Here is a 19,368-nt window from a genome sequence, read left to right as displayed (position 1 = left end):
TCAATAACGTTTACACCAGTCGGTCGCTAAACAGATGCAGGCGCGGAATAACAGCAAACAGCTTTTCCGCCTGCGGTTTATAACGGTGTTTAATCCGTTCGGCATCGTAATTAAGCAGTTCACCCAGGGTTGGCACCTGATTTTTATCCGCGCACAGCACCAGCAGTGGAGACGGGCAGGCGAGTTGGGTCTGTTTTTGCTGCTGGCTATTCCAGATGCGGGCGATGGGCTGCACTTTTACCGGGCGTTTGATTTTCAAGCGCGCATCGGCGGGCAGATCGTTAATCATTGCGATCTCCTCCTGCACCTTTTCTGCCCATTGTTCACGCGTCCAGGGAGCGATAGCTCGCCCGGACTTCAGGCTGCGCACCAGTTTTTCCAGCACTTCGCTCCGCGTCAGGTTCTTAATGATATGTTTATTGGCCCAGCCAAAGCGCACGCTGTCGGGTGCATCCAGCAGGGTTATAGCACGATAGGCATTCAGCGTGATAAACCCACGCAGATGGGTATGCACAAACTCAAAGCGTTCCTCACTTTCAACGCCTGACTCAACCGTAACAATCTGTTCCAGTCGCTGCTTCAGGTTATTAACCCGCGCGACCTGCTGCTGGAGCAGGGCAGACTGTTCGTCATCCGCCTGAAAACAGAGCGCACCGGGCAGGCGAACCGCAGCTTTCGTGCTTAGCTGCTCCGACTGATGCTGCATAAACAGCCGGCAATAGTGTTCAAGCCCTGAACGAAGTGCTTCCGCGCCAAGTTGTTGGGTCACCTCAATCCTGGTAACGGCATCATGTTCCTTTCCCTTCACTACGGGAGGCAGGTTAAACACCCGTGCAGTCAACAAGCGCAGTGATTGTAGCTGCTGCTGTAACTGGCTCAGTTCAGCTTCCAGCTGATTCACGCATTGATGCAGCGCCGCTACAGCATCGTAATGATTCATCGCATACCCCATTAGTTACAACATACAAGACACCATGGTTTATTTTGCCACAACTTCAGCTTCTGAGAACAATTCATTTCAGCAGTAATAACCGGAAAATTTATCTCAGGTCAGCAGGCTTGACTGTTTCTGCTCTTTTTTCACGCGTTGCGCGGGGATTTGTGTGCAGTAAATCACATATCGAATCAAATATTTGACGACACCGATTAAGTGTTTCACCATAGCGAAAGTAGTTTATTTTGAAGCGCGAAAATAAGCGGGAGCAGGGTTAGTGATAGCGGATAGTCAGCCCGGTCATATCGATCAGATTAAGCAAACTAATGCTGGCGTAGTGTATCGCCTGATAGATCAATTTGGCCCGATTTCGCGCATCGAACTCTCGAGGCTGGCACAGCTGGCACCGGCCAGCATTACCAAAATTGTGCGTGAAATGCTGGAAGCACATCTGGTACAGGAAACCGAGTTTCAGGATATCGGCAGCCGGGGTCGTCCGGCAATCGGGCTGATTCTCGATACCGCTGCCTGGCACTACCTTTCTGTACGCATCAGCGAGGGTGAGATCACTTTGGCACTGCGTGATTTAAGCAGTGCGCTCGTGACTGAAGAACAACGTCCGTTGCCGTCAGAAGCCAGTGAACCACTGTTAGAGCGTATCATCGGCGAAATAGACCAGTTTTTCATTCGTCACCAGCGCAAGCTTGAGCGCTTAACTGCTATTGCCATTACGCTGCCAGGAATTATCAATACCCAGTCCGGCATTGTGCACCGTATGCCGTTTTATCCGGTAATCGATATGCCGCTGGGGCCAGCGCTGGAACAACGCACCGGCTTGCCGATTTATATTCAGCATGATATTTGTGCCTGGACGATGGCAGAGTCGCTGTTTGGTGCTTCCCGTGGTGCCCGTGATGTAATCCATGTCGTGATTGACCATAATGTAGGTGCCGGAGTGATTACCGGTGGCCGCCTGTTGCACAATGGCAGCAGTACACTGGTTGAGATTGGGCATACTCAGCTCGATCCTTATGGTAAACAGTGCTATTGCGGCAACCATGGCTGCCTGGAAACCGTGGCCAGCATCAGCAGCATCCTGACGCTGGCGGAACAGCGAATGCAGGCTTCTCCCAGTTCGCTGCTGCATAATCAGCCATTAACCATCGAATGGCTGTGCGACGCCGCACGACAGGGCGATCAGCTGGCAAAAGATTTAATTACCGGCGTGGGCAACAGCGTAGGCCGCATTGTTGCAGTGATGGTCAATCTGTTTAATCCGCAAAAAATTTTAATCGGCTCACCGTTAAATCGCGCCTCTGAGATTCTCTATCCGGTCATTACCGCCTGTATTCGCCAACAATCACTGCCTGCGTACAGCGCACAAATTGATGTTGAACCCACGCAGTTCGTTAATCTCGGCACCATGCCGGGCGCGGCGCTGGTAAAAGATGCGCTTTACAATGGCTCATTACTGCTGAAACTTTTACAGGGCTAATCAAACCTCGCTTTTCGCTGAAAGCTTGCGCTAACGCAAACCCGTGGTGAACAGGCTCCTTTACAATTTCCCGACAGAATACATTAATCAAAATCATTAATTTCAGGTTGTTGACCTGTCGGAGATGCACGCATGTTGAGTCGTCTATTTGTAACCGGAACCGATACTTCTGTCGGTAAAACCGTGGTTTCACGCGCACTGTTGCAAAAGCTGGCGATCGCGTATCCCCGTGTTGCCGGCTATAAGCCGGTCGCTAAAAGCTGCCAGCAAACAGAAGAGGGATTACGCAATAAAGATGCGCTTATTTTGCAGGCATCTTCAACCGTTGAATTACCCTATCAGGCCATTAACCCAGTCACCTTGCAGGAAGATGAGATCAGCATCCATCGCGAACATCCGATCAGTTACAGCCAGCTCAGTGCCGGTTTACACTATTTATGCGACCAGGCGGATGTGGTGGTGGTTGAAGGCACTGGCGGCTGGCGCAGTTTAATGAATGATTTGCGTCCACTTTCAGCATGGGTAGTGCAGGAAAAACTGCCGGTGGTGATGGTTGTAGGGATACAGTCCGGCTGCATCAGTCAGGCGCTGCTGACCGCCGAAGCGATAATAAATGATGGCTTACCCATATTAGGCTGGGTAGCAAACCGTATCAATCCTGGCCTGGCTCACTATGCCGAAATTATTGATGTTCTGGGCGATAAAATCCCGGCACCGCTACTGGGTGAGTTGCCTTATTTGCCGCGTGCCGAGCAGCGCGAGCTGGCGAAATATATCGATCTCTCGGTGGTGAAAAGCTGATGGCCGCTTCAGCAGGACGCAATATCACGGTGTGACTTTTATATCGTACTGATTTTTATAATTTTATTTAACTATACTTCAGTGATTTACCGGGTTATTGCTTATCTCCTGTCTGATGGAGGTAAGCGTGGCATACAGCATTACAGGATTTAATCACCAGAGAATCGATCCGGTCAGCGGCTGTTACCATCCAGGTAACGGCTATCGTGCGTATCATCCACGGCTGATGCGCTTTAACGCGCCGGACGGCTGGAGCCCGTTTGATGCGGGCGGAATCAACTCTTATAGCTATTGCTCAGGTGACCCGATTAACCGCAGCGATCCTTCCGGTCATTTCAGCTGGCAGGCTGCACTCGGTATGAGCATGGGCATTCTGGGGATTATCGGTACGCTGTTTACCGGCGGCGCATCGTTGATTGCCGCTGGCGGTATTGACGCCGCTATGATCAGCGCCTCCGCTACCGCTCTACTGGCCGGAACCTCAGGAACGACAGCCGATATCAGCGGTATTCTTAGTTTCACCACTGCCGCGAATAATCCACGCGCGTCGGCGGCACTCGGTTGGCTCTCTTTTGCCAGCGGGCTGTTATCGCTGGGGGCCGGCTTGCTAAGTAGCGGAGCCAGAATGCCGGGGCGGAGTATGGCTGATACGGCGAGGGTTTCTGACATACGGCATTTTGAGTTTTGCTACGCTGAATCAGCTGAAAGGTTATCAGCCGCTGATAATGCCGCTGCCAGCTATCGCCAGTCCTGGCAACAGGCGCGCAGCTGGATTGCTGATGATAAAAATTTCAGGCATTACATCATTAATAATCGAATACATTCGCAAGACCTTCATAATAAGTCTAATTTTTTTGGTAATAAGTTTAAATCAAAACAATGGACGTTTATCAACAATGCCAGATTAGTCAAAGAAGTCCCTTACTACGCCAGTGATGTGGCAAGATATCAGTTTGAAATAATCGCCGGAGAAAAAAATTTCATTGGCATGCTTCCTGAAATAATTATAAGAAAATCAGTTTCTAATGAATTTACCCTGGCAACAACAAAAGGAAAGGAGGGGCGGGAATTATTCGCGGCTTTTTTCACTACGCCAAATGGCAAATCAACTCAGCATATCATGAATGCGTTTGGCTTAACCGCATTTCAGGTTGAGCGTCTGGAATCAGAACAGTCTGTCGATTTTATTATCAAACTTAATCCACAGTCGTAGCATCATATTTTACAACGGAGGTAAATATGAACGGCAATATTTCAGGTTATAATGGTCTGCGCATCGATCCCGTCAGCGGAAATTATCATCCGGGCAATGGCTATCGCAGTTACAGTCCAATACTTATGCGCTTTAGCGCACCGGATAGCTGGAGCCCGTTTGGTGCAGGTGGAATCAATACTTACAGTTATTGCGCCGGTGACCCGATCAACCGTAGCGATCCATCAGGCCATTTCAGCTGGCAATCCGCACTCGGTATTGGCATGGGCATTCTGGGAATTATCGGCACGCTGTTTACCGGTGGTGCTGCGCTGATTGCCGCCGGGGGGCTGGAGGCTGCAATGATCAGTGCCTCCGCCAGCGCCATGCTGGTCGGCACCTCAGGGACAGTAGCCGATATCAGCGGTATTCTCAGTATCACCAGTGCCGGAACTCATCCACGTGCCGCATCGGCGCTGGGCTGGCTCAGTTTTGCCAGTGGTTTGCTCTCGCTTGGGGCGGGTTTGCTGGCCGGGGTTGGCCGCTCAGCAACGCGTGCTGAGGATGAGGGGGTATCAACAGCACTACATTATTCTCTGGCCTGGACAGAGCCTGGTGAGAATCTATTGGAAGCCGATTCGGCATCTGCCAGTCAAAGGCTGTCGAAGGAACAGGCCCGAGCATGGATTGATGACGGAAATAACTTTGCGCATAAAATAACCGGATACAAGATAACGTCACGAGACCTTAATAACAGGCGTAATTTATTTGGCAATAAATTCAAACCCAATAAATGGACTTTTGTAAACAATTACAGGCGAGAGCAAAATGTACCTTATTATGCCAGTGATGTAACAAGATACCAGTATGAAAGAATAGCAACAGAAAATAACTTTATTGGCAGGATGCCTGAAACTATTGTCAGAAGTGGAGTTTTCAATGAAGCGACACTGGAAATGACGGAGGGGAAAGCAGGGCGAGAATTATTTGATGTTTTTTTCAAAACGCCAAATGGAAAATCAACACAGCATATTATGAATGATTTCGGCTTAACCGCTTATGCAGTTGAACGCCTCGAAATACCCGACAATGATGCCGGTCATGAAGCAGGCATCACTTACGATTTTATTATCAGACTGAATCCGCTGAACTAGCATAAGATCATTAATCAGGAGAGCGTGAACTCACGCTCTCCTGAGGATTATTATCCCTGATTCAGCGCCCGACGCGTACGGCCGGAACTGAGATAGTCGGCAATATAATCTTGCGAAATCTCACCGCTATAGCGTCCATCTTCGTCAACGATCGGCATCCATACCGAGTTATGTTCATACAACTTAGATAACACCACGCGCAGATTCTCTTCTGCCCGCCCGGTGACACTAAACTGATGTAACATATCTGCACATACCCCGGTGGCACCACGCGCTTCACGGCGTTTAACAAATCCCAACGGTTTACCGTCGTCGTCCACCACGGTAATCGAACGCATATCATTGTCATCCATGGTGCCGAAAGCCTGTGACAGCGGCGTCGATTTCTGCGCGGTAATGGTCGGCTGCTGATCGGTGACATCACCGGCCTGCACCAGCAACAGGCGTTTCAGCGTGCGGTCCTGACCAACAAAGGAACCGACAAATTCATTGGCGGGTTTTGCCAGCAATTCGTCCGGGCTGGCGCACTGTACGATTTTGCCCTGGCCAAACACCGCGATGCGGTCACCCAGTTTCAATGCCTCATCAATATCGTGACTGACCAGCATCACGGTTTTCTTCAGCTGGCGCTGCATTTCAAGAAACTCATTCTGAATCACTTCACGGTTTATCGGGTCGACGGCTCCGAAAGGTTCATCCATCAGCAGCACCGGTGGATCGGCCGCCAGTGCGCGAATTACGCCAATGCGCTGCTGCTGGCCACCGGACATCTCTTTTGGATAGCGATGCAGGAACTTCTTCGGGTCGAGCGCCACCATGCTCATCAGGTCGGTGGCCCGCTGCTGACAACGCTTTTTATCCCAGCCGAGCATGCGCGGCACCACGGTAATATTCTCTTCGATGGTCATATTGGGAAACAGACCAATTTGCTGAATCACATAACCGATATTGCGGCGCAGGGTGGTGGTATCAAGATTGCTGGTATCTTCACCGTTAATCAAAATTTTACCACTGGTCGACGGAATCAGACGGTTGATCATTTTGAGCGTGGTAGTTTTACCGCAGCCAGAAGGGCCGAGCAGCACGCACATTTCACCTTCCGGTACATTCAGGCTGACATTATCCACGGCGTTAAACGTCGTACCGTTTTTCTGGGTAAATTGTTTAGTGAGATTTTCCAGTTTTATCATTATCGAATCCCCTTAGGAGTCAGCGCCAGCTGCAGTCTGTGGAGCAGCCAGTCAAGAATAATAGCCAACAGGCAAATCATTAATGCGCCTGAAATTAACATCCGAATATCACTGCCGCTGATGCCATCCAGCAGCAGCAGGCCAAGCCCGCCCGCGCCAATTACAGCGGCGATGGCCATTACTCCAACATTCATCACTACAGCGGTACGAATACCACCAAAAATAACCGGCAACGCCATCGGGATTTCCACCCAGCGCAGTCGCTGCCAGAAGGTCATGCCAATGCCACGACCGGCTTCGCGTAAACCCGGTGGAATATTCTCCAGTGCGGTATGAGTGTTACGGACTATCGGCAACAGCGAGTAAAGGAATACCGCAGTAATCGCCGGTAAAGCACCAATACCCTGACCGATCATTGAAAAAAGCGGAATCATCAGGCCAAACAGCGCGATTGAAGGAATCGTCAGGATCAGCGTCGCCAGGCCTAAAATCGGCGTCGCCAGCCATTTAAAGCGCACAATCAGAATGCCAAGCGGTACGCCAATGATAATCGCCAGTCCGACCGCCAGCCCCACCAGCCACAGATGCTGTAACGTCAGGTCAAGCAGGTGTTCCCAGTTGTTGAAAATATAGTGAAGGGTATCCATAAGTTCTCCTTAAAGCAGGCCGTTGGATTTCAGAAAATCGCGCGCAACTTGCTGCGGAGATTGATGGTCGATATCAACACGCTTATTCATTTCGGTAATGGCATCATCAGTGATCAGCGGCGACAGCTGATTAAGTGCCTCCGCCAGCCCCGGATGCGCATCCAGCGTCTCTTTACGCACCACCGGCGTCAGGGCATAGCTGGGGAAATAGCCTTTATCGTCCTTCAGTACTTTCAGCTCGAAACCCTTAACCCGGCCATCAGTGGTATACACCAGACCGGCATCGACAAAGCCATCGCGAATGGCGTTATATACCAGTCCGGGGTCCATCTGACGGATCTGCGGACGATCCAGCTCCAGTCCATAGGCTTTTTGCAGCGGTTTCAGGCCGTCAGAGCGTCCGGCAAATTCCAGATCCAGCCCCAGCATCCAGTTGTTTTCCGGATCGGTTTTGCGCACCTGCTCAACTTTCGCCACCAGCTGCGATATCGTTTCAATCTGCTCTTTTTCCGCACGGTCGCGCTTCATCGCGAAGGCGTAGGTATTATTCATTGGCGCCGGATTCAGCCAGATCAGTCCTTTCTCGCCGTCCAGTTTTTTCACCGTTTGCCAGGCCTCTTCAGGAGACATGCGCTGTTCAATATGATTGAAAATAATCAGTGAAGTGCCGGTATATTCCCAGGTCATATCAACCTGTTTACTCAGCATCGCATTACGCGTAATAGTGGTCGCAATATTGGTTTTTGGCTCAATATCAAAGCCCTTCTTCTTCAGCCACATCGTCGCCAACGCCGATACAATGTGCTGTTCGGTAAAGCTTTTAGTAGCCATAACGATAGGCGCGGCTGACGCAGCGCTGCTTATTGCCAGCGAAGCGCCAAGGGCGAGGGCGGTATGACGGACCCAGCGGGTTAATCTGTTGGCATTTGCCATAACAGGACTCCAAAAATTGTGTTAAACCGCGGTGTGTGGGCTTAATAAACGTCCCAAACCGGCCAGTAACATATCCAGAATCAGCGCGAACAACGCCGTTGCCGCGGCACCTAAAATCAGCGTCGGGAAATCATTCAGATAGATACCGGGGAAAATCAGCTCGCCGTAGCTGCTGGCACCAATCAGGAATGCCAGCGGAGCGGTACCGACGTTGATTGCGGTGGCGATACGGATGCCGGACAGCATCACCGGCCACGCGGCAGGCAACTCAACCTGGCGCAAACGCTGCATTTTGGTCATGCCAATGCCGTTTGCCGCTTCCAGCAGTGACGGTTGCACGGCACACAGACCGGCATAGGTGTTACGCACAATCGGCAGCAAAGAGGCGAGAAACAGCGCGACAATTGCCGGACGGTCGCCGATACCGATAATCACCATTGCCAGCGCCAGTACCGCCAATGGCGGCAGGGTGTTACCGACGTTAAAGATTTGCATCACGTACTCCGCCCAGCGACGGGCGAACGGACGGCTAAGAATGATGCCGCTGGGAATACCGACGCCAAGCGCGAACAGCATCGACCAGAACACCAGATACATATGTTGCTTACCGAGATAGATCAAATCCACCTGGCGTGACTTGATGGTCTCGAAGCCCAGGCCATAAACCAGTAACCCGAGCACCACAATAATGAACAGCACCGCAAGGGCTGCACGCTTAATCAGCGCTAAGTTTTGCATGAGGATGATTCTCCCTGATACCGCATTCATTGGGACGCGCTTCCAGTGGGAGCCGGAAGGTTGCCCTTGTTATTAAACCGGGAGGTGAAACGACAGAAACGGCAAAAAACGCAGCGCCATATCCAAAACCGAATTCACCGCTTGAAGCAGAGAAAAAACTCTTCTTAACGCATTAAATGGGTCAAAGGTTAAAAAGGACCTTTAAAGCTATAGCAGCGTGTTGAGGTTACAGGCAACTTTTACGGGCAAAATCAGCAGGATAGTTTTCAAGCGGATTGCGTGCCGTGCCGCGTAGTCACTGGGGAAAGCAGAGAAAAGAAAAAAAAGCAGATTATTATGTGACGGTGTCACTTATCCAGCGCACAATAGGAAAACTGTCGGTTACAGGGATGAGCTAGCCTTAATCCTGGACAACCTAAGGGATACTATGACGGAAAATATTCAACATCAGGTCGCGCATCGTCGCTGGATTTTATTCGCCGCTATGCTGGCAATGTTTATGGCGGCAATTGAAGTGACCATTGTTGCGACGGCAATGCCGACCATTATTGCTGAGCTGGGCGGCTTTTCACAGTTTGGCTGGGTATTCTCTATTTATCTGCTGACGCAGGCGGTCAGCGTACCCATTTATGGTCGTCTGGCAGATTTATGGGGCAGAAAACGGGTGTTTTTTATTGGCACCTCGCTGTTTCTGCTCGGCTCGGTGCTGTGTGGCTTCGCCAATAATATGGGCTGGCTGATACTGTTTCGCGCTTTTCAGGGGCTGGGTGCCGGGGCCATAATGCCGCTGACTTCAACCATTGTCGCGGATATCTATTCGCCTAAAGAACGCGCCGGCATTCAGGGCTGGCTCTCCAGCGTCTGGGGGATTGCGGCAATCATCGGCCCCCTGACCGGCGCGTGGATCGTCCAGCACTTTAGCTGGGCGCTGATTTTTTGGGTTAATGTGCCGATTGGCATTATCTCAATGCTGATGCTGGCGCGTTTGCTGCCGGAAATCAAACCGCAGCATCAACATCGTCTGGATTTGGGCGGCAGTTTCTGGCTGATGATCTGCGTCTCTTCGCTGCTGGTCGCTTTACTTCAGGCTGAAGCATTGGGTTACTGGTCGCTGCTGTTCTTTGCAATGGCGCTGATCGGCGGATACGCACTGGTCAGGCACGAAAAGCAGGCTAAGGAACCGCTGTTTCCGCTGGCGATCTGGCGCAGCCGGATTATTGTCGCGGGCAATGCCGGTAATCTGGTGATTGGCGCGGCGATGATGGGCATCAGCGCTTTTCTGCCAACCTGGATTCAGGGGGTGAATGGCGGCACGCCTTTACAGGCCGGCAGTGCGCTGGCAATGATGTCGATCGGCTGGCCAATCGCCAGCACCCTGAGTGGTCGCCTGATGCTGCGTACCTCGTATCGCTTTACCGCACAGCTTGGCGCGCTGTTACTGATTATCGGTACTGCGCTGCTGTTAACCTTGCAGCGTGACAGCTCGCTGATTTACGCCGGTTGTGCCGCATTTGTGATTGGCACCGGAATGGGAATGACCAGCACGACCTTTCTGGTTTCGGTGCAGAACAGTGCGGAATTTCATATTCGCGGTATCTGTACCGCATCAATCATGTTCAGCCGCATGCTGGGCTCGGCGCTGGGCACGGCGTTAATGGGGGCAGTACTCAATTATAATCTGATGTTGCGCCTGCCCGATCAGCACGATCCGGTGCAGCAAATTATGTCGGAAGGCGAGCGGCAAACGTTACACCATGACACGCTGCAGCAGGTCGTTGCGCAGGTTGCGGCGTCACTGCACTGGGTGTTTGTCGCATCGTTGCTGATTGCTCTGATGAGTATGGTGATTGCGCGGGCAATGCCGCAGAGAAGGCCGGAATAGTCGAATAAAAGAAACGTTACGAGAGCCGAATTTCGGCTCTCGTCGTCGTGGTTATCGCGTTAACTTGCCGGTGCATCCTGAGTGGTACCGGCATCGGACGGCACATTCACATCGGCATTATTACCATTGCGCTTATAAACGATTTTTTGCGTATCGTTTTCACAGTGGCCAACTACCTGACCACCCGCTTGATCGGCCTGATCGTTGGGGACAATATCCAGAGAGAAGCCTGATTCAGGCACTCCATTATTGATAATTTTTTGACTGATATCGGCTTTAACGGTTTCACAGGAAGCCTGAACCGCCAGTGGGGCGGCAAAGCACAGCGCAGTTAAGATCATCGCAGACGTTTTCATCACATTATCCTTTTGTTAAAAACTGTCTTAAGCATAGCAGCTGTTATTCGCTTATGGAGCAACCGGACGACCGGTGCGGCGATCAAGACAGCGCAGGGTATTAGGTTCCCAGTATGCATTCACATTAAAACTTTTGTCACAGGCATCACGGGTATCAAATGCGCGGTCAGCTTTATCAAACTCCTTCTCGACGCGAGTGTTGACCTTTTTGCGCAACATGCGGGTGTCATCCCACTGTTGCTGGTCCTGACGCGCCTGCTCAGTACTGAGCGCATTATTCCCGCTCTCAATAATCACACGGTCAGTTTTCGCCAGTGCGACCGGTTGGAAAGCCAGCATGCTGCCAAGCAAAGTCATTGGCAGAAGGGCAGAAAACAGGCGTTTATGCAGAATTTTCATCATTAGTTCCTTTGGTTAATACCCCAGTCAGCCAGCGCTGCTGGGGTCAGGATCGGTTTTATTATATCATTGGGGTTCAATTGCTCACCAGCCACACAACCGACTTGTTTACACTTCTGAGAGATCTTTTACCCAATGCTTAAAACCTCTTTACTGTTTTTTATAACCGCAATTGCTGAAATCGTCGGCTGCTTTCTCCCGTGGTTGTGGTTAAAAAAGGGCGGTTCTGTACTGTTGCTGATCCCGGCGGCTGTTAGCCTGGCGCTTTTTGTCTGGTTACTGACCTTACATCCCGCGGCCAGTGGACGGGTCTATGCCGCTTACGGCGGCGTGTATGTGATGACGGCTCTGTTGTGGTTGCGCTGGGTCGATGGAGTACGTCTGAGCGGTTATGACTGGCTGGGTGCGGCGGTGGCATTGAGTGGAATGCTGATCATTGTTGCTGGCTGGAGCAAATAGCCCGGTGTAACCGCATCACACCGGGTCAGAGCAACTAAGGCTTATGGATTTTAAGACCGGCCAGCGTCTGGCTGACTGGCATCATTTCTAAGGTATTGATATTGACATGTTTTGGCAGCGTCGCGACCCAGTAAACCGCTTCGGTGACGTCTTCAGCGGTCAATGCGGTGGTGCCGTCATAAACCTTATCCGCTTTGTCATCATCACCCTTGAAGCGCACGTTGGAGAATTCGGTGCCGCCAACCAGTCCCGGCTCGATATCCGTTACGCGCAGCGCAGTGCCGTGCAGGTCGGTGCGCAGATTAAGGCTGAACTGACGCACAAAGGCTTTGGTCGCACCATAAACATTGCCACCAGCATAAGGCCAGCTACCGGCAATCGAACCAATATTGATGATATGACCGACATTACGCTCTACCATCGCTGGCAGCACCGCGCGGGTCATATACACCAGGCCTTTATTATTGGTGTCGATCATATTTTCCCAATCTTCAATACTGGCTTTGTGCGCCGGTTCAATACCCAACGCCAGCCCGGCGTTATTCACCAGCACATCAATTTCACGCCATTCGACCGGTAAGCTTGCCAGCGCTTCTTCAATACCGGCGCGATTGCGCACGTCGAATTGCAGGGTGTAGAGATTATCGCCCAACTCATCTTTCAGCGTCTGTAAACGCCCGGAACGACGGCCGGTGGCGATCACTTTGTGACCATCAGCAATAAACCGGCGAGCAATACTTTGACCAAAACCGGCGGTCGCACCAGTAACAAGAATTATCATCTCACTGTTCCTCAACACATTTTAGGTTTCAGACACCATATCACTTAGGGCAGCAGCAGGTAAGAGCAGAATCAGTTTCAGCGTAAGCAAATATCTGCACATCAATGGTGCAAAAAACGCATAACGCGCATTGCTGTGGTGCAGATAAATAGTGGCTTTAGCGCAATTTATTATTGAAACCTTTTTTAAACCGCAGGCAAACGATTGCAAAGCTAAAGGCAACCGTTTGCGCAGTAATTATTTTGTGCTGATAAGTTTGTTTACGTGTGTTTATTGTAATTTATTGATTATTAACGGGTAAAGTTAATTAAATAACTGGCATGCCTTTTGCAATTTCTGGTTAACGAGATCTTAGTCTGCTATTAATTAGAGAGAGCTAATCCTTTCTCAAAAGGGAATTGCTATGTCAGTGAAATATACCCAAGCCATACGCGGCAGCTTTTTTGATATAACGGCGACGGTGACTCAACCGGAGCAACTCCCGCAACAGGCACGCCATATTGCCGATGGACTGCTGCTGATTAACGGCGGCCGAATTGTCAGTTTGCAGCCGTGGGAAGAGGGCCGCGCTCAGCTGACGGACCAACATCCGCTGACAGATTATCGCGGCAAGCTGATCGTACCTGGCTTTGTCGACAGCCATATTCATTATCCACAGACCGAAATGATCGGTGCTTTTGGCGAACAGCTACTGGAATGGCTACAGCAGTATACTTTTCCGGTCGAAAGTCAGTATCACTGCCCGCAGCATGCGGAAAAAATGTCGGCTTTTTTCCTTCATCAGCTACTCAGTAATGGCACCACGACCGCACTGGTGTTTGGCACCGTCCATCCGCAATCCGTCGATGCTCTGTTCGGTGCCGCAGAGCAGCTGGGGATGCGCCTGATTGCCGGCAAAGTGATGATGGACCGAAATGCGCCGGACTATCTCACCGAAAGCGCCGAACAGAGTTATCAGCAGACGCGAACGCTGATCGAGCGCTGGCATAATCGTGGCCGCCTCAGCTACGCCATTACCCCGCGTTTTGCGCCGACCTCGTCGCCAGAACTGCTCGCCTGCGTGCGCAGGCTCAGGCAGGAATTTCCGGACAGCTGGCTGCACACCCATTTAAGTGAAAATCCCCAGGAAGTTGAGTGGGTTAAATCGCTGTTTCCGGAAAACAGCAGCTATCTGGATGTTTATCATCACTACCAGCTTACCGGGCGCCGCAGCGTATTTGCGCACTGTCTGCATCTTGAAGATCAGGAGTGGGACTGCCTGCATCAAACCAATTCCTCCATCGCTTTTTGCCCAACCTCAAATTTGTTTCTGGGCAGCGGGCTGTTTGATGTGAAAAAGAGCTGGGACAAACAGGTGAAAATTGGCATCGGCACCGACGTCGGCGCAGGCACTACCTTTAATCTGCTGCAAACCCTGGGTGAAGCCTACAAAGTGTCGCAGCTGCAAGGTTACAAACTGGCAGCCTGTGAAGCTTTTTATCACGCGACGCTCGGCGGCGCGCAGGCGCTGGATCTCGACCACTGTATTGGTAATTTCAATGCCGGAAAAGAGGCGGATTTTGTGGTGCTGGATCCGGCGGTTTCGGCATTGCAGCAGCTGCGTCACGGCAACAGTCGCGATATCTGGGAGCAGCTTTTTGTACTGATGACATTGGGTGATGACCGCAATATTGCCGCCACCTGGGTTAACGGGAATAGCGTCTGGCAGCGCGTTGATGGGGAGAAAGCAGCATGATTCAATTTTTGCTTAACCAGACGCTGATCACCGAACAGCATATTGATCCCAATCTGACGGTACTGAATTATCTGCGTCAACATCAACGCCGCAGTGGTACTAAAGAGGGCTGTGCATCAGGCGATTGCGGTGCCTGTACCGTGACGCTGGGTAATGAAGTTAACGGCGAGATGCGCTATGAAACCATTAACAGTTGCCTGACGCTGGTCAGCACGCTGCAAGGAAAACAGCTGATAACCGTTGAAGATGTTAAACAGGGTAATCAGTTACATAGCGTGCAGCAGGCGATGGTAGACTGCCATGCCTCGCAATGCGGCTTCTGTACACCCGGTTTTGTTATGTCGCTATTCACTCTGCAAAAAAACAGCAGCAGCTGGGATCGTCATCAGACTGAACAGGCGCTGGCAGGCAATCTTTGTCGCTGCACCGGCTATCGTCCGATTGTCGATGCCGCACGTCAGGCCTGTGAAAGTTCCGAAGATGACAGTTTTGATCGCCAGCAGGCCAGCGTAGCGCAGCAATTGCAGGCGCTGAAAAATCCTCAGCTACAGCAAATTGAGTGGCAGGGCCATCGCTGTCTGCTACCGAAAACCGTCGCGCAGCTGGCGGAACTGTATCTGCAATATCCGGATGCTCGTCTGCTGGCTGGCGGTACTGACCTAGTGTTACAGATCAGCCAGCAATATAAAAGCTTGCCGCTGCTGATAGCGCTGGAACAGATTGACGAGCTGCAACAGTGTGAAATTAATGCTCAGGAGATCGTTCTGGGAGCCGCAGCCTCACTGACCGCCTGTTATCACTTTTTGACGGATAAGCTTCCCGGTTTTTCAGAAGTGTTGCAGCGTTTCGCCTCATTACAGATCCGCAATCAGGGCACGCTGGGTGGCAATATTGCCAATGCCTCGCCGATAGGCGATACGCCGCCGATGCTGCTGGCGCTGGATGCCACATTAATTCTGCAATCTGGCGAGCAGCAGCGCCGCCTGCCGCTGTCACAGTTTTTCCTGAGCTACCGCAAAACTGCCTTACAACCGGGGGAGTTTATTCGCGCGATTGTGATTCCAAACGTGACAACGTCACATAACTTTCATGCCTGGAAAGTATCGAAACGGCTTGATGACGATATTTCCACCGTTTTTGCCGCCTTTAATCTGCAAATTGTTCACGGCGTGATTGTTGAGGCGCGGGTGGCATTTGGTGGCATGGCAGAGATAGCGAAACGCGCCAGCGCCTGTGAACAGCAGCTGTCCGGTCAACAATTCGATCTGCGCACGCTGGAGAACGCCTGCCGGGCGCTGGCGATCGATTTTCAGCCATTAAGCGATTTTCGCGCCAGCGCCGACTATCGCCTTCAGGTGGCGAAAAATCTGTTACGCCGTTACTACCATCTGTTATCCGGTGAGCTGACCATTACGGAGGTGGCGCGTTATGTCTCGTAATCGTCCTGAACTTAATGAAACATTGACTGAACAGCAGTATCTGGCGGCTATGCAAACTGGCGTTGGTCGCAGCAATAAGCATGAAAGTGCAGAAAAACACGTCTGCGGCGCAGCAGCTTATATCGACGATCGGCTGGAGTTTCCCGGCCAGCTGCATATCTGTCCACGGCTCAGTGAGCATGCCCACGCGCGCATTATCAGCATCGATACCGCCCCCTGTTATGCCATTCCCGGCGTGGTGCGGGTGCTTGGCTGGCAGGATGTGCCGGGCGATGGCGATATCGGCCCGCTGGAGCCGGGCGACCCGCTGCTGGCTAAAGATCGGGTGGATTATTTTGGTCAGGTGATTCTGGCGGTGGTGGCCGAAACCCCGCAGGCGGCACGTAAGGCGGCGCAGGCCGCGATTATTGAGTATCAGGAGCTGACGCCGCTGCTGGATGTCCGGCAGGCACTGGAGCAGCGCAGTTATGTTCAGCAGCCGCATATTCACCAGCGCGGCGATGCAGAGGCGGCACTGGCCCGTGCACCACATCGTCTCAGCGGTGAGTTTCATATTGGCGGTCAGGAGCATTTTTATCTGGAAACCCAGATTGCCATGGTGGTGCCCGGCGAAGATCGCGCACTGCGGGTGTTTTCATCCACGCAGAACCCGACCGAAGTGCAGAAACTGGTGGCCTCAGTGATGGGCATCAGCATGAACAAAGTTACCATCGATATGCGGCGAATGGGCGGAGGATTTGGCGGTAAAGAGACGCAGGCGGCGGGCGTTGCCTGCCTGTGTGCCGTCGCGGCAGCGTTAACCGGTCGGCCGGTTAAAATGCGCCTGGCGCGCCGCGATGATATGCAGATTACCGGCAAGCGTCATCCGTTCTATGTTCGTTACGACGTCGGATATGACGACGCTGGCCGATTCTGCGGGGTAAAAATTGATTTGGCGGCAAACTGCGGCTATTCGCTCGATCTCTCCGGCTCGATTGTTGACCGCGCGATGTTTCATGCCGATAACGCCTATTACCTCGGTGATGCGCTAATCACCGGCTACCGCTGCCGCACCAATACCGCCTCCAATACTGCCTATCGTGGTTTTGGCGGCCCACAAGGCATGGTGGCGATTGAGCAGATTATGGATCATATCGCCCGTGAGCGCGGTCTTGATCCGCTGGATATTCGCAAGCGTAACTATTACGGCAAACTACAGCGCAATATTACCCATTATCACCAGCAGGTTGAGGATAATCTGCTGGAAGAGATCACCGCACAACTGGAGCAGAGTGCCGGTTATCAGGCGCGTCGCGCCGAAATCAGTGCTTTTAACGCCAGCAGTCGCTTTATTAAGCGCGGTCTGGCGCTAACGCCGGTTAAATTCGGCATCTCTTTTACCTCCAGCTTTCTTAACCAGGCTGGGGCGTTGATCCTGATCTACAGCGACGGCACGGTACAGCTCAATCATGGCGGTACTGAAATGGGCCAGGGGCTGAATACTAAAGTGGCGCAAATCGTTGCTGAGGTGCTGCAAATCGATATCGACCAGATTGAAATCACCGCCACCGATACCGGTAAAGTGCCGAACACCTCACCGACTGCCGCCTCAAGCGGTACTGATCTGAATGGAAAAGCGGCGCAAAATGCGGCAGAAATTCTGCGCGAACGCATGACTTCGATGCTGTGTCAGTTACATCACTGCACGCCTGACGCGGTCAGCTTCCGCAACGGCATTGTCAAAGTTGCTGATAAGCACTTTAGCTTCGCAGAGGTGTCGCAGATGGCGTGGCTGAATCAGGTGCCGCTGTCGGCCACCGGTTATTATAAGGTGCCGGGTATTCACTACGATCGAGAGGCCGGACGCGGAAAGCCCTTTTACTACTTTGCTTATGGCGCTGCCTGTGCGGAAGTGGTGATCGACACGCTGACCGGTGAATATCGCCTGTTGCGCGCCGATATCCTGCATGACGTTGGCGCTTCGCTGAATCCGGCAATTGATATCGGGCAGATTGAGGGCGGATTTGTGCAGGGGATGGGCTGGCTGACCTGTGAAGAACTGGTCTGGAATGACCAGGGCAGGCTGATGACCGATGGGCCAGCCAGTTATAAGATTCCGGCGATTACTGATGTTCCGGCTGATATGCGCGTGACGCTGCTGGAAAACCGTAAGAATCCGCAAGATACCGTTTTTCATTCCAAAGCGGTGGGCGAACCTCCGTTTATGCTGGGAATCTCTGTGTGGTGCGCGCTACAGGACGCCGTTGCCAGTGTGGCCGGGTATCGCCAGCATCCGTTAATGGATTCGCCAGCCACGCCTGAGCGGGTATGGCGCGCCGCCAGTCAGCTGGCAGGAGGCGCAGATGATCTACCATGACTGGATCGCTGTTCTTGGTGAGCTGCGGGAAAAGCGCGAACCCTGCGTGCTGATTACCGTACTGGATGAGAAAGGCTCAGTACCGCGCGATCGCGGCAGCAAAATGGTGGTGACGCGTGAACGCAGTTATCTCACCATCGGCGGCGGGCATCTTGAATTCAGCTGCATCGGGCAGGCACGTGACCTGTTGAGCCGCGGCCAGCAAACGCCACACACCGAGCAGTTTGCCCTCGGTGCACGGCTTGGGCAATGCTGCGGCGGAATGACTACCATTCTGTTCGAACCGCTAATGCAGCAACAGCCGCAAATCGCGGTTTTTGGCGCAGGGCACGTCGGGCAAGCGCTGGTTAGCTTGCTGTCGACGTTACCCTGTCACATTCACTGGATAGATGAACGCGAAGGGCAGTTTAATCTGGTGCCGCCCGGTGTTACTGTTTGTCAGGCAGAAGATCCGCGCGATCAGGTGCAGGCGATGCCAGTCGGCAGTTATTTTATTGTTATGACCCATCATCATCCGCGCGATCTGGAGCTGTGCGAAGCCATTTTACGCCGTGGTGACTATCGCTACTTCGGCGTAATCGGTTCGGCCACCAAGCGTCAGCGCTTTGAATACCGGCTGGAGGGTAAAGGTTTCAGTCGCCAGCAGCTGAACACCATGCGCTGTCCAATGGGGCTACCGGATGTAAAAGGAAAACTGCCAGCAGAGATTGCCGTCGCGGTAGCTGCAGAAATTATTGCGGTGTACCAGCAAAATTAGCCTGTAAAATCAAATGGCACTGCTATCTATTGCCACCTATGCTTTCTGCTTAACTGGTAAGGAGAGGAAGGTAAGGATATGCGTTTATCAACGGTTTTTCTGGCCACCAGTCTGGCTTTA

At 52.1% G+C, this 19,368-nt stretch carries 18 protein-coding genes and 1 pseudogene; 11 read left to right on the top strand and 8 right to left on the bottom strand.

Features of this window, described 5'->3' with window-relative positions; genetic code table 11:
* Window positions 1-10 precede the first annotated feature (10 nt).
* Window positions 11-940, bottom strand: coding sequence for a DNA replication terminus site-binding protein (gene tus / locus ACP3TC_RS10910; protein WP_426818216.1), 930 nt, complete (start codon window positions 938-940; stop codon window positions 11-13).
* A 271-nt stretch (window positions 941-1,211) separates the two neighbouring features.
* Between tus and mlc the strand changes: the two genes are divergently transcribed.
* The 5 genes and pseudogenes from mlc (at window position 1,212) to ACP3TC_RS10885 (ending at window position 5,576) form a co-directional block, all read left to right on the top strand.
* Window positions 1,212-2,429, top strand: a complete 1,218-nt coding sequence (gene mlc / locus ACP3TC_RS10905; protein ID WP_313857439.1) for a sugar metabolism global transcriptional regulator Mlc — start codon at window positions 1,212-1,214, stop codon at window positions 2,427-2,429.
* A 132-nt stretch (window positions 2,430-2,561) separates the two neighbouring features.
* On the top strand, window positions 2,562-3,230 hold the full coding sequence (gene bioD, locus ACP3TC_RS10900; RefSeq protein WP_426818215.1) for a dethiobiotin synthase: 669 nt from the start codon (window positions 2,562-2,564) through the stop codon (window positions 3,228-3,230).
* A 127-nt stretch (window positions 3,231-3,357) separates the two neighbouring features.
* On the top strand, window positions 3,358-4,443 hold the full coding sequence (locus tag ACP3TC_RS10895) for an RHS repeat-associated core domain-containing protein (RefSeq protein ID WP_426818214.1): 1,086 nt from the start codon (window positions 3,358-3,360) through the stop codon (window positions 4,441-4,443).
* Between the two features lie 26 nt (window positions 4,444-4,469).
* A pseudogene (locus ACP3TC_RS10890) lies at window positions 4,470-4,664 on the top strand (RHS repeat-associated core domain-containing protein); the annotation flags it as partial.
* Between the two features lie 42 nt (window positions 4,665-4,706).
* Window positions 4,707-5,576 carry a hypothetical protein gene (locus ACP3TC_RS10885; protein ID WP_426818317.1) on the top strand — a complete coding sequence of 290 codons (870 nt, stop codon included), beginning with the start codon at window positions 4,707-4,709 and terminating at the stop codon, window positions 5,574-5,576.
* Window positions 5,577-5,626: 50 nt separating this feature from the next.
* Here ACP3TC_RS10885 and osmV read toward each other — a convergent pair whose 3' ends face one another.
* From osmV to osmY, 4 genes are read right to left on the bottom strand one after another with little or no spacing between them, the layout of a single operon-like run.
* Window positions 5,627-6,766, bottom strand: coding sequence for an osmoprotectant ABC transporter ATP-binding protein OsmV (osmV, locus tag ACP3TC_RS10880; RefSeq protein WP_313857446.1), 1,140 nt, complete (start codon window positions 6,764-6,766; stop codon window positions 5,627-5,629).
* Window positions 6,766-7,413, bottom strand: a complete 648-nt coding sequence (osmW, locus tag ACP3TC_RS10875; RefSeq protein ID WP_313857448.1) for an osmoprotectant ABC transporter permease OsmW — start codon at window positions 7,411-7,413, stop codon at window positions 6,766-6,768. Before osmW ends, osmV begins: the two co-directional genes overlap by 1 nt.
* A 9-nt stretch (window positions 7,414-7,422) precedes the next feature.
* On the bottom strand, window positions 7,423-8,346 hold the full coding sequence (locus ACP3TC_RS10870) for a glycine betaine ABC transporter substrate-binding protein (protein WP_313857449.1): 924 nt from the start codon (window positions 8,344-8,346) through the stop codon (window positions 7,423-7,425).
* A 21-nt stretch (window positions 8,347-8,367) separates the two neighbouring features.
* Complete coding sequence (gene osmY, locus ACP3TC_RS10865; protein WP_313857450.1) at window positions 8,368-9,084, bottom strand: osmoprotectant ABC transporter permease OsmY; 717 nt, start codon at window positions 9,082-9,084, stop codon at window positions 8,368-8,370.
* A 427-nt stretch (window positions 9,085-9,511) separates the two neighbouring features.
* On the opposite strand from osmY, the gene ACP3TC_RS10860 reads away from it, so the two are divergent.
* On the top strand, window positions 9,512-10,966 hold the full coding sequence (locus ACP3TC_RS10860) for an MDR family MFS transporter (protein ID WP_313857452.1): 1,455 nt from the start codon (window positions 9,512-9,514) through the stop codon (window positions 10,964-10,966).
* A gap of 59 nt (window positions 10,967-11,025) precedes the next feature.
* Here ACP3TC_RS10860 and ACP3TC_RS10855 read toward each other — a convergent pair whose 3' ends face one another.
* Together ACP3TC_RS10855 and ACP3TC_RS10850 are read right to left on the bottom strand one after the other, a co-directional pair.
* On the bottom strand, window positions 11,026-11,322 hold the full coding sequence (locus tag ACP3TC_RS10855; protein ID WP_313857455.1) for a DUF1161 domain-containing protein: 297 nt from the start codon (window positions 11,320-11,322) through the stop codon (window positions 11,026-11,028).
* A gap of 51 nt (window positions 11,323-11,373) precedes the next feature.
* Entirely contained in the window at window positions 11,374-11,721 is a 348-nt protein-coding gene (locus tag ACP3TC_RS10850; protein WP_313857712.1) for a DUF1283 family protein, read from the bottom strand.
* A gap of 135 nt (window positions 11,722-11,856) precedes the next feature.
* Here ACP3TC_RS10850 and ACP3TC_RS10845 point away from each other — a divergent pair, with 135 nt between their 5' ends.
* Window positions 11,857-12,180, top strand: a complete 324-nt coding sequence (locus tag ACP3TC_RS10845; RefSeq protein WP_426818213.1) for a YnfA family protein — start codon at window positions 11,857-11,859, stop codon at window positions 12,178-12,180.
* 34 nt (window positions 12,181-12,214) lie between these two features.
* Here the strand turns inward: ACP3TC_RS10845 and ydfG are convergent, their stop codons facing one another.
* Window positions 12,215-12,961, bottom strand: a complete 747-nt coding sequence (gene ydfG / locus ACP3TC_RS10840; protein ID WP_313857457.1) for a bifunctional NADP-dependent 3-hydroxy acid dehydrogenase/3-hydroxypropionate dehydrogenase YdfG — start codon at window positions 12,959-12,961, stop codon at window positions 12,215-12,217.
* Window positions 12,962-13,364: 403 nt separating this feature from the next.
* Between ydfG and guaD the strand changes: the two genes are divergently transcribed.
* From guaD to xdhC, 4 genes are read left to right on the top strand one after another with little or no spacing between them, the layout of a single operon-like run.
* The gene (gene guaD / locus ACP3TC_RS10835) at window positions 13,365-14,696 is read left to right on the top strand and encodes a guanine deaminase (RefSeq protein WP_426818212.1); all 1,332 of its coding nucleotides are present in this window, start codon (window positions 13,365-13,367) and stop codon (window positions 14,694-14,696) included.
* Window positions 14,693-16,135 carry a xanthine dehydrogenase small subunit gene (gene xdhA / locus ACP3TC_RS10830; RefSeq protein WP_426818211.1) on the top strand — a complete coding sequence of 481 codons (1,443 nt, stop codon included), beginning with the start codon at window positions 14,693-14,695 and terminating at the stop codon, window positions 16,133-16,135. The genes guaD and xdhA overlap by 4 nt, the downstream gene beginning before the upstream one ends.
* Complete coding sequence (xdhB, locus tag ACP3TC_RS10825) at window positions 16,125-18,491, top strand: xanthine dehydrogenase molybdopterin binding subunit (RefSeq protein WP_426818210.1); 2,367 nt, start codon at window positions 16,125-16,127, stop codon at window positions 18,489-18,491. The genes xdhA and xdhB overlap by 11 nt, the downstream gene beginning before the upstream one ends.
* On the top strand, window positions 18,478-19,248 hold the full coding sequence (xdhC, locus tag ACP3TC_RS10820; protein ID WP_313857462.1) for a xanthine dehydrogenase accessory protein XdhC: 771 nt from the start codon (window positions 18,478-18,480) through the stop codon (window positions 19,246-19,248). Before xdhB ends, xdhC begins: the two co-directional genes overlap by 14 nt.
* Window positions 19,249-19,368 lie beyond the last annotated feature (120 nt).

Origin of the sequence: Winslowiella sp. 2C04 (genome assembly GCF_050037805.1) — a bacterium.
GTDB lineage: Bacteria > Pseudomonadota > Gammaproteobacteria > Enterobacterales > Enterobacteriaceae > Erwinia > Erwinia toletana_A.
The sequence above is the reverse complement of the archived record's forward strand: the minus strand, read 5'-3'. Positions and strand labels throughout refer to the sequence as shown.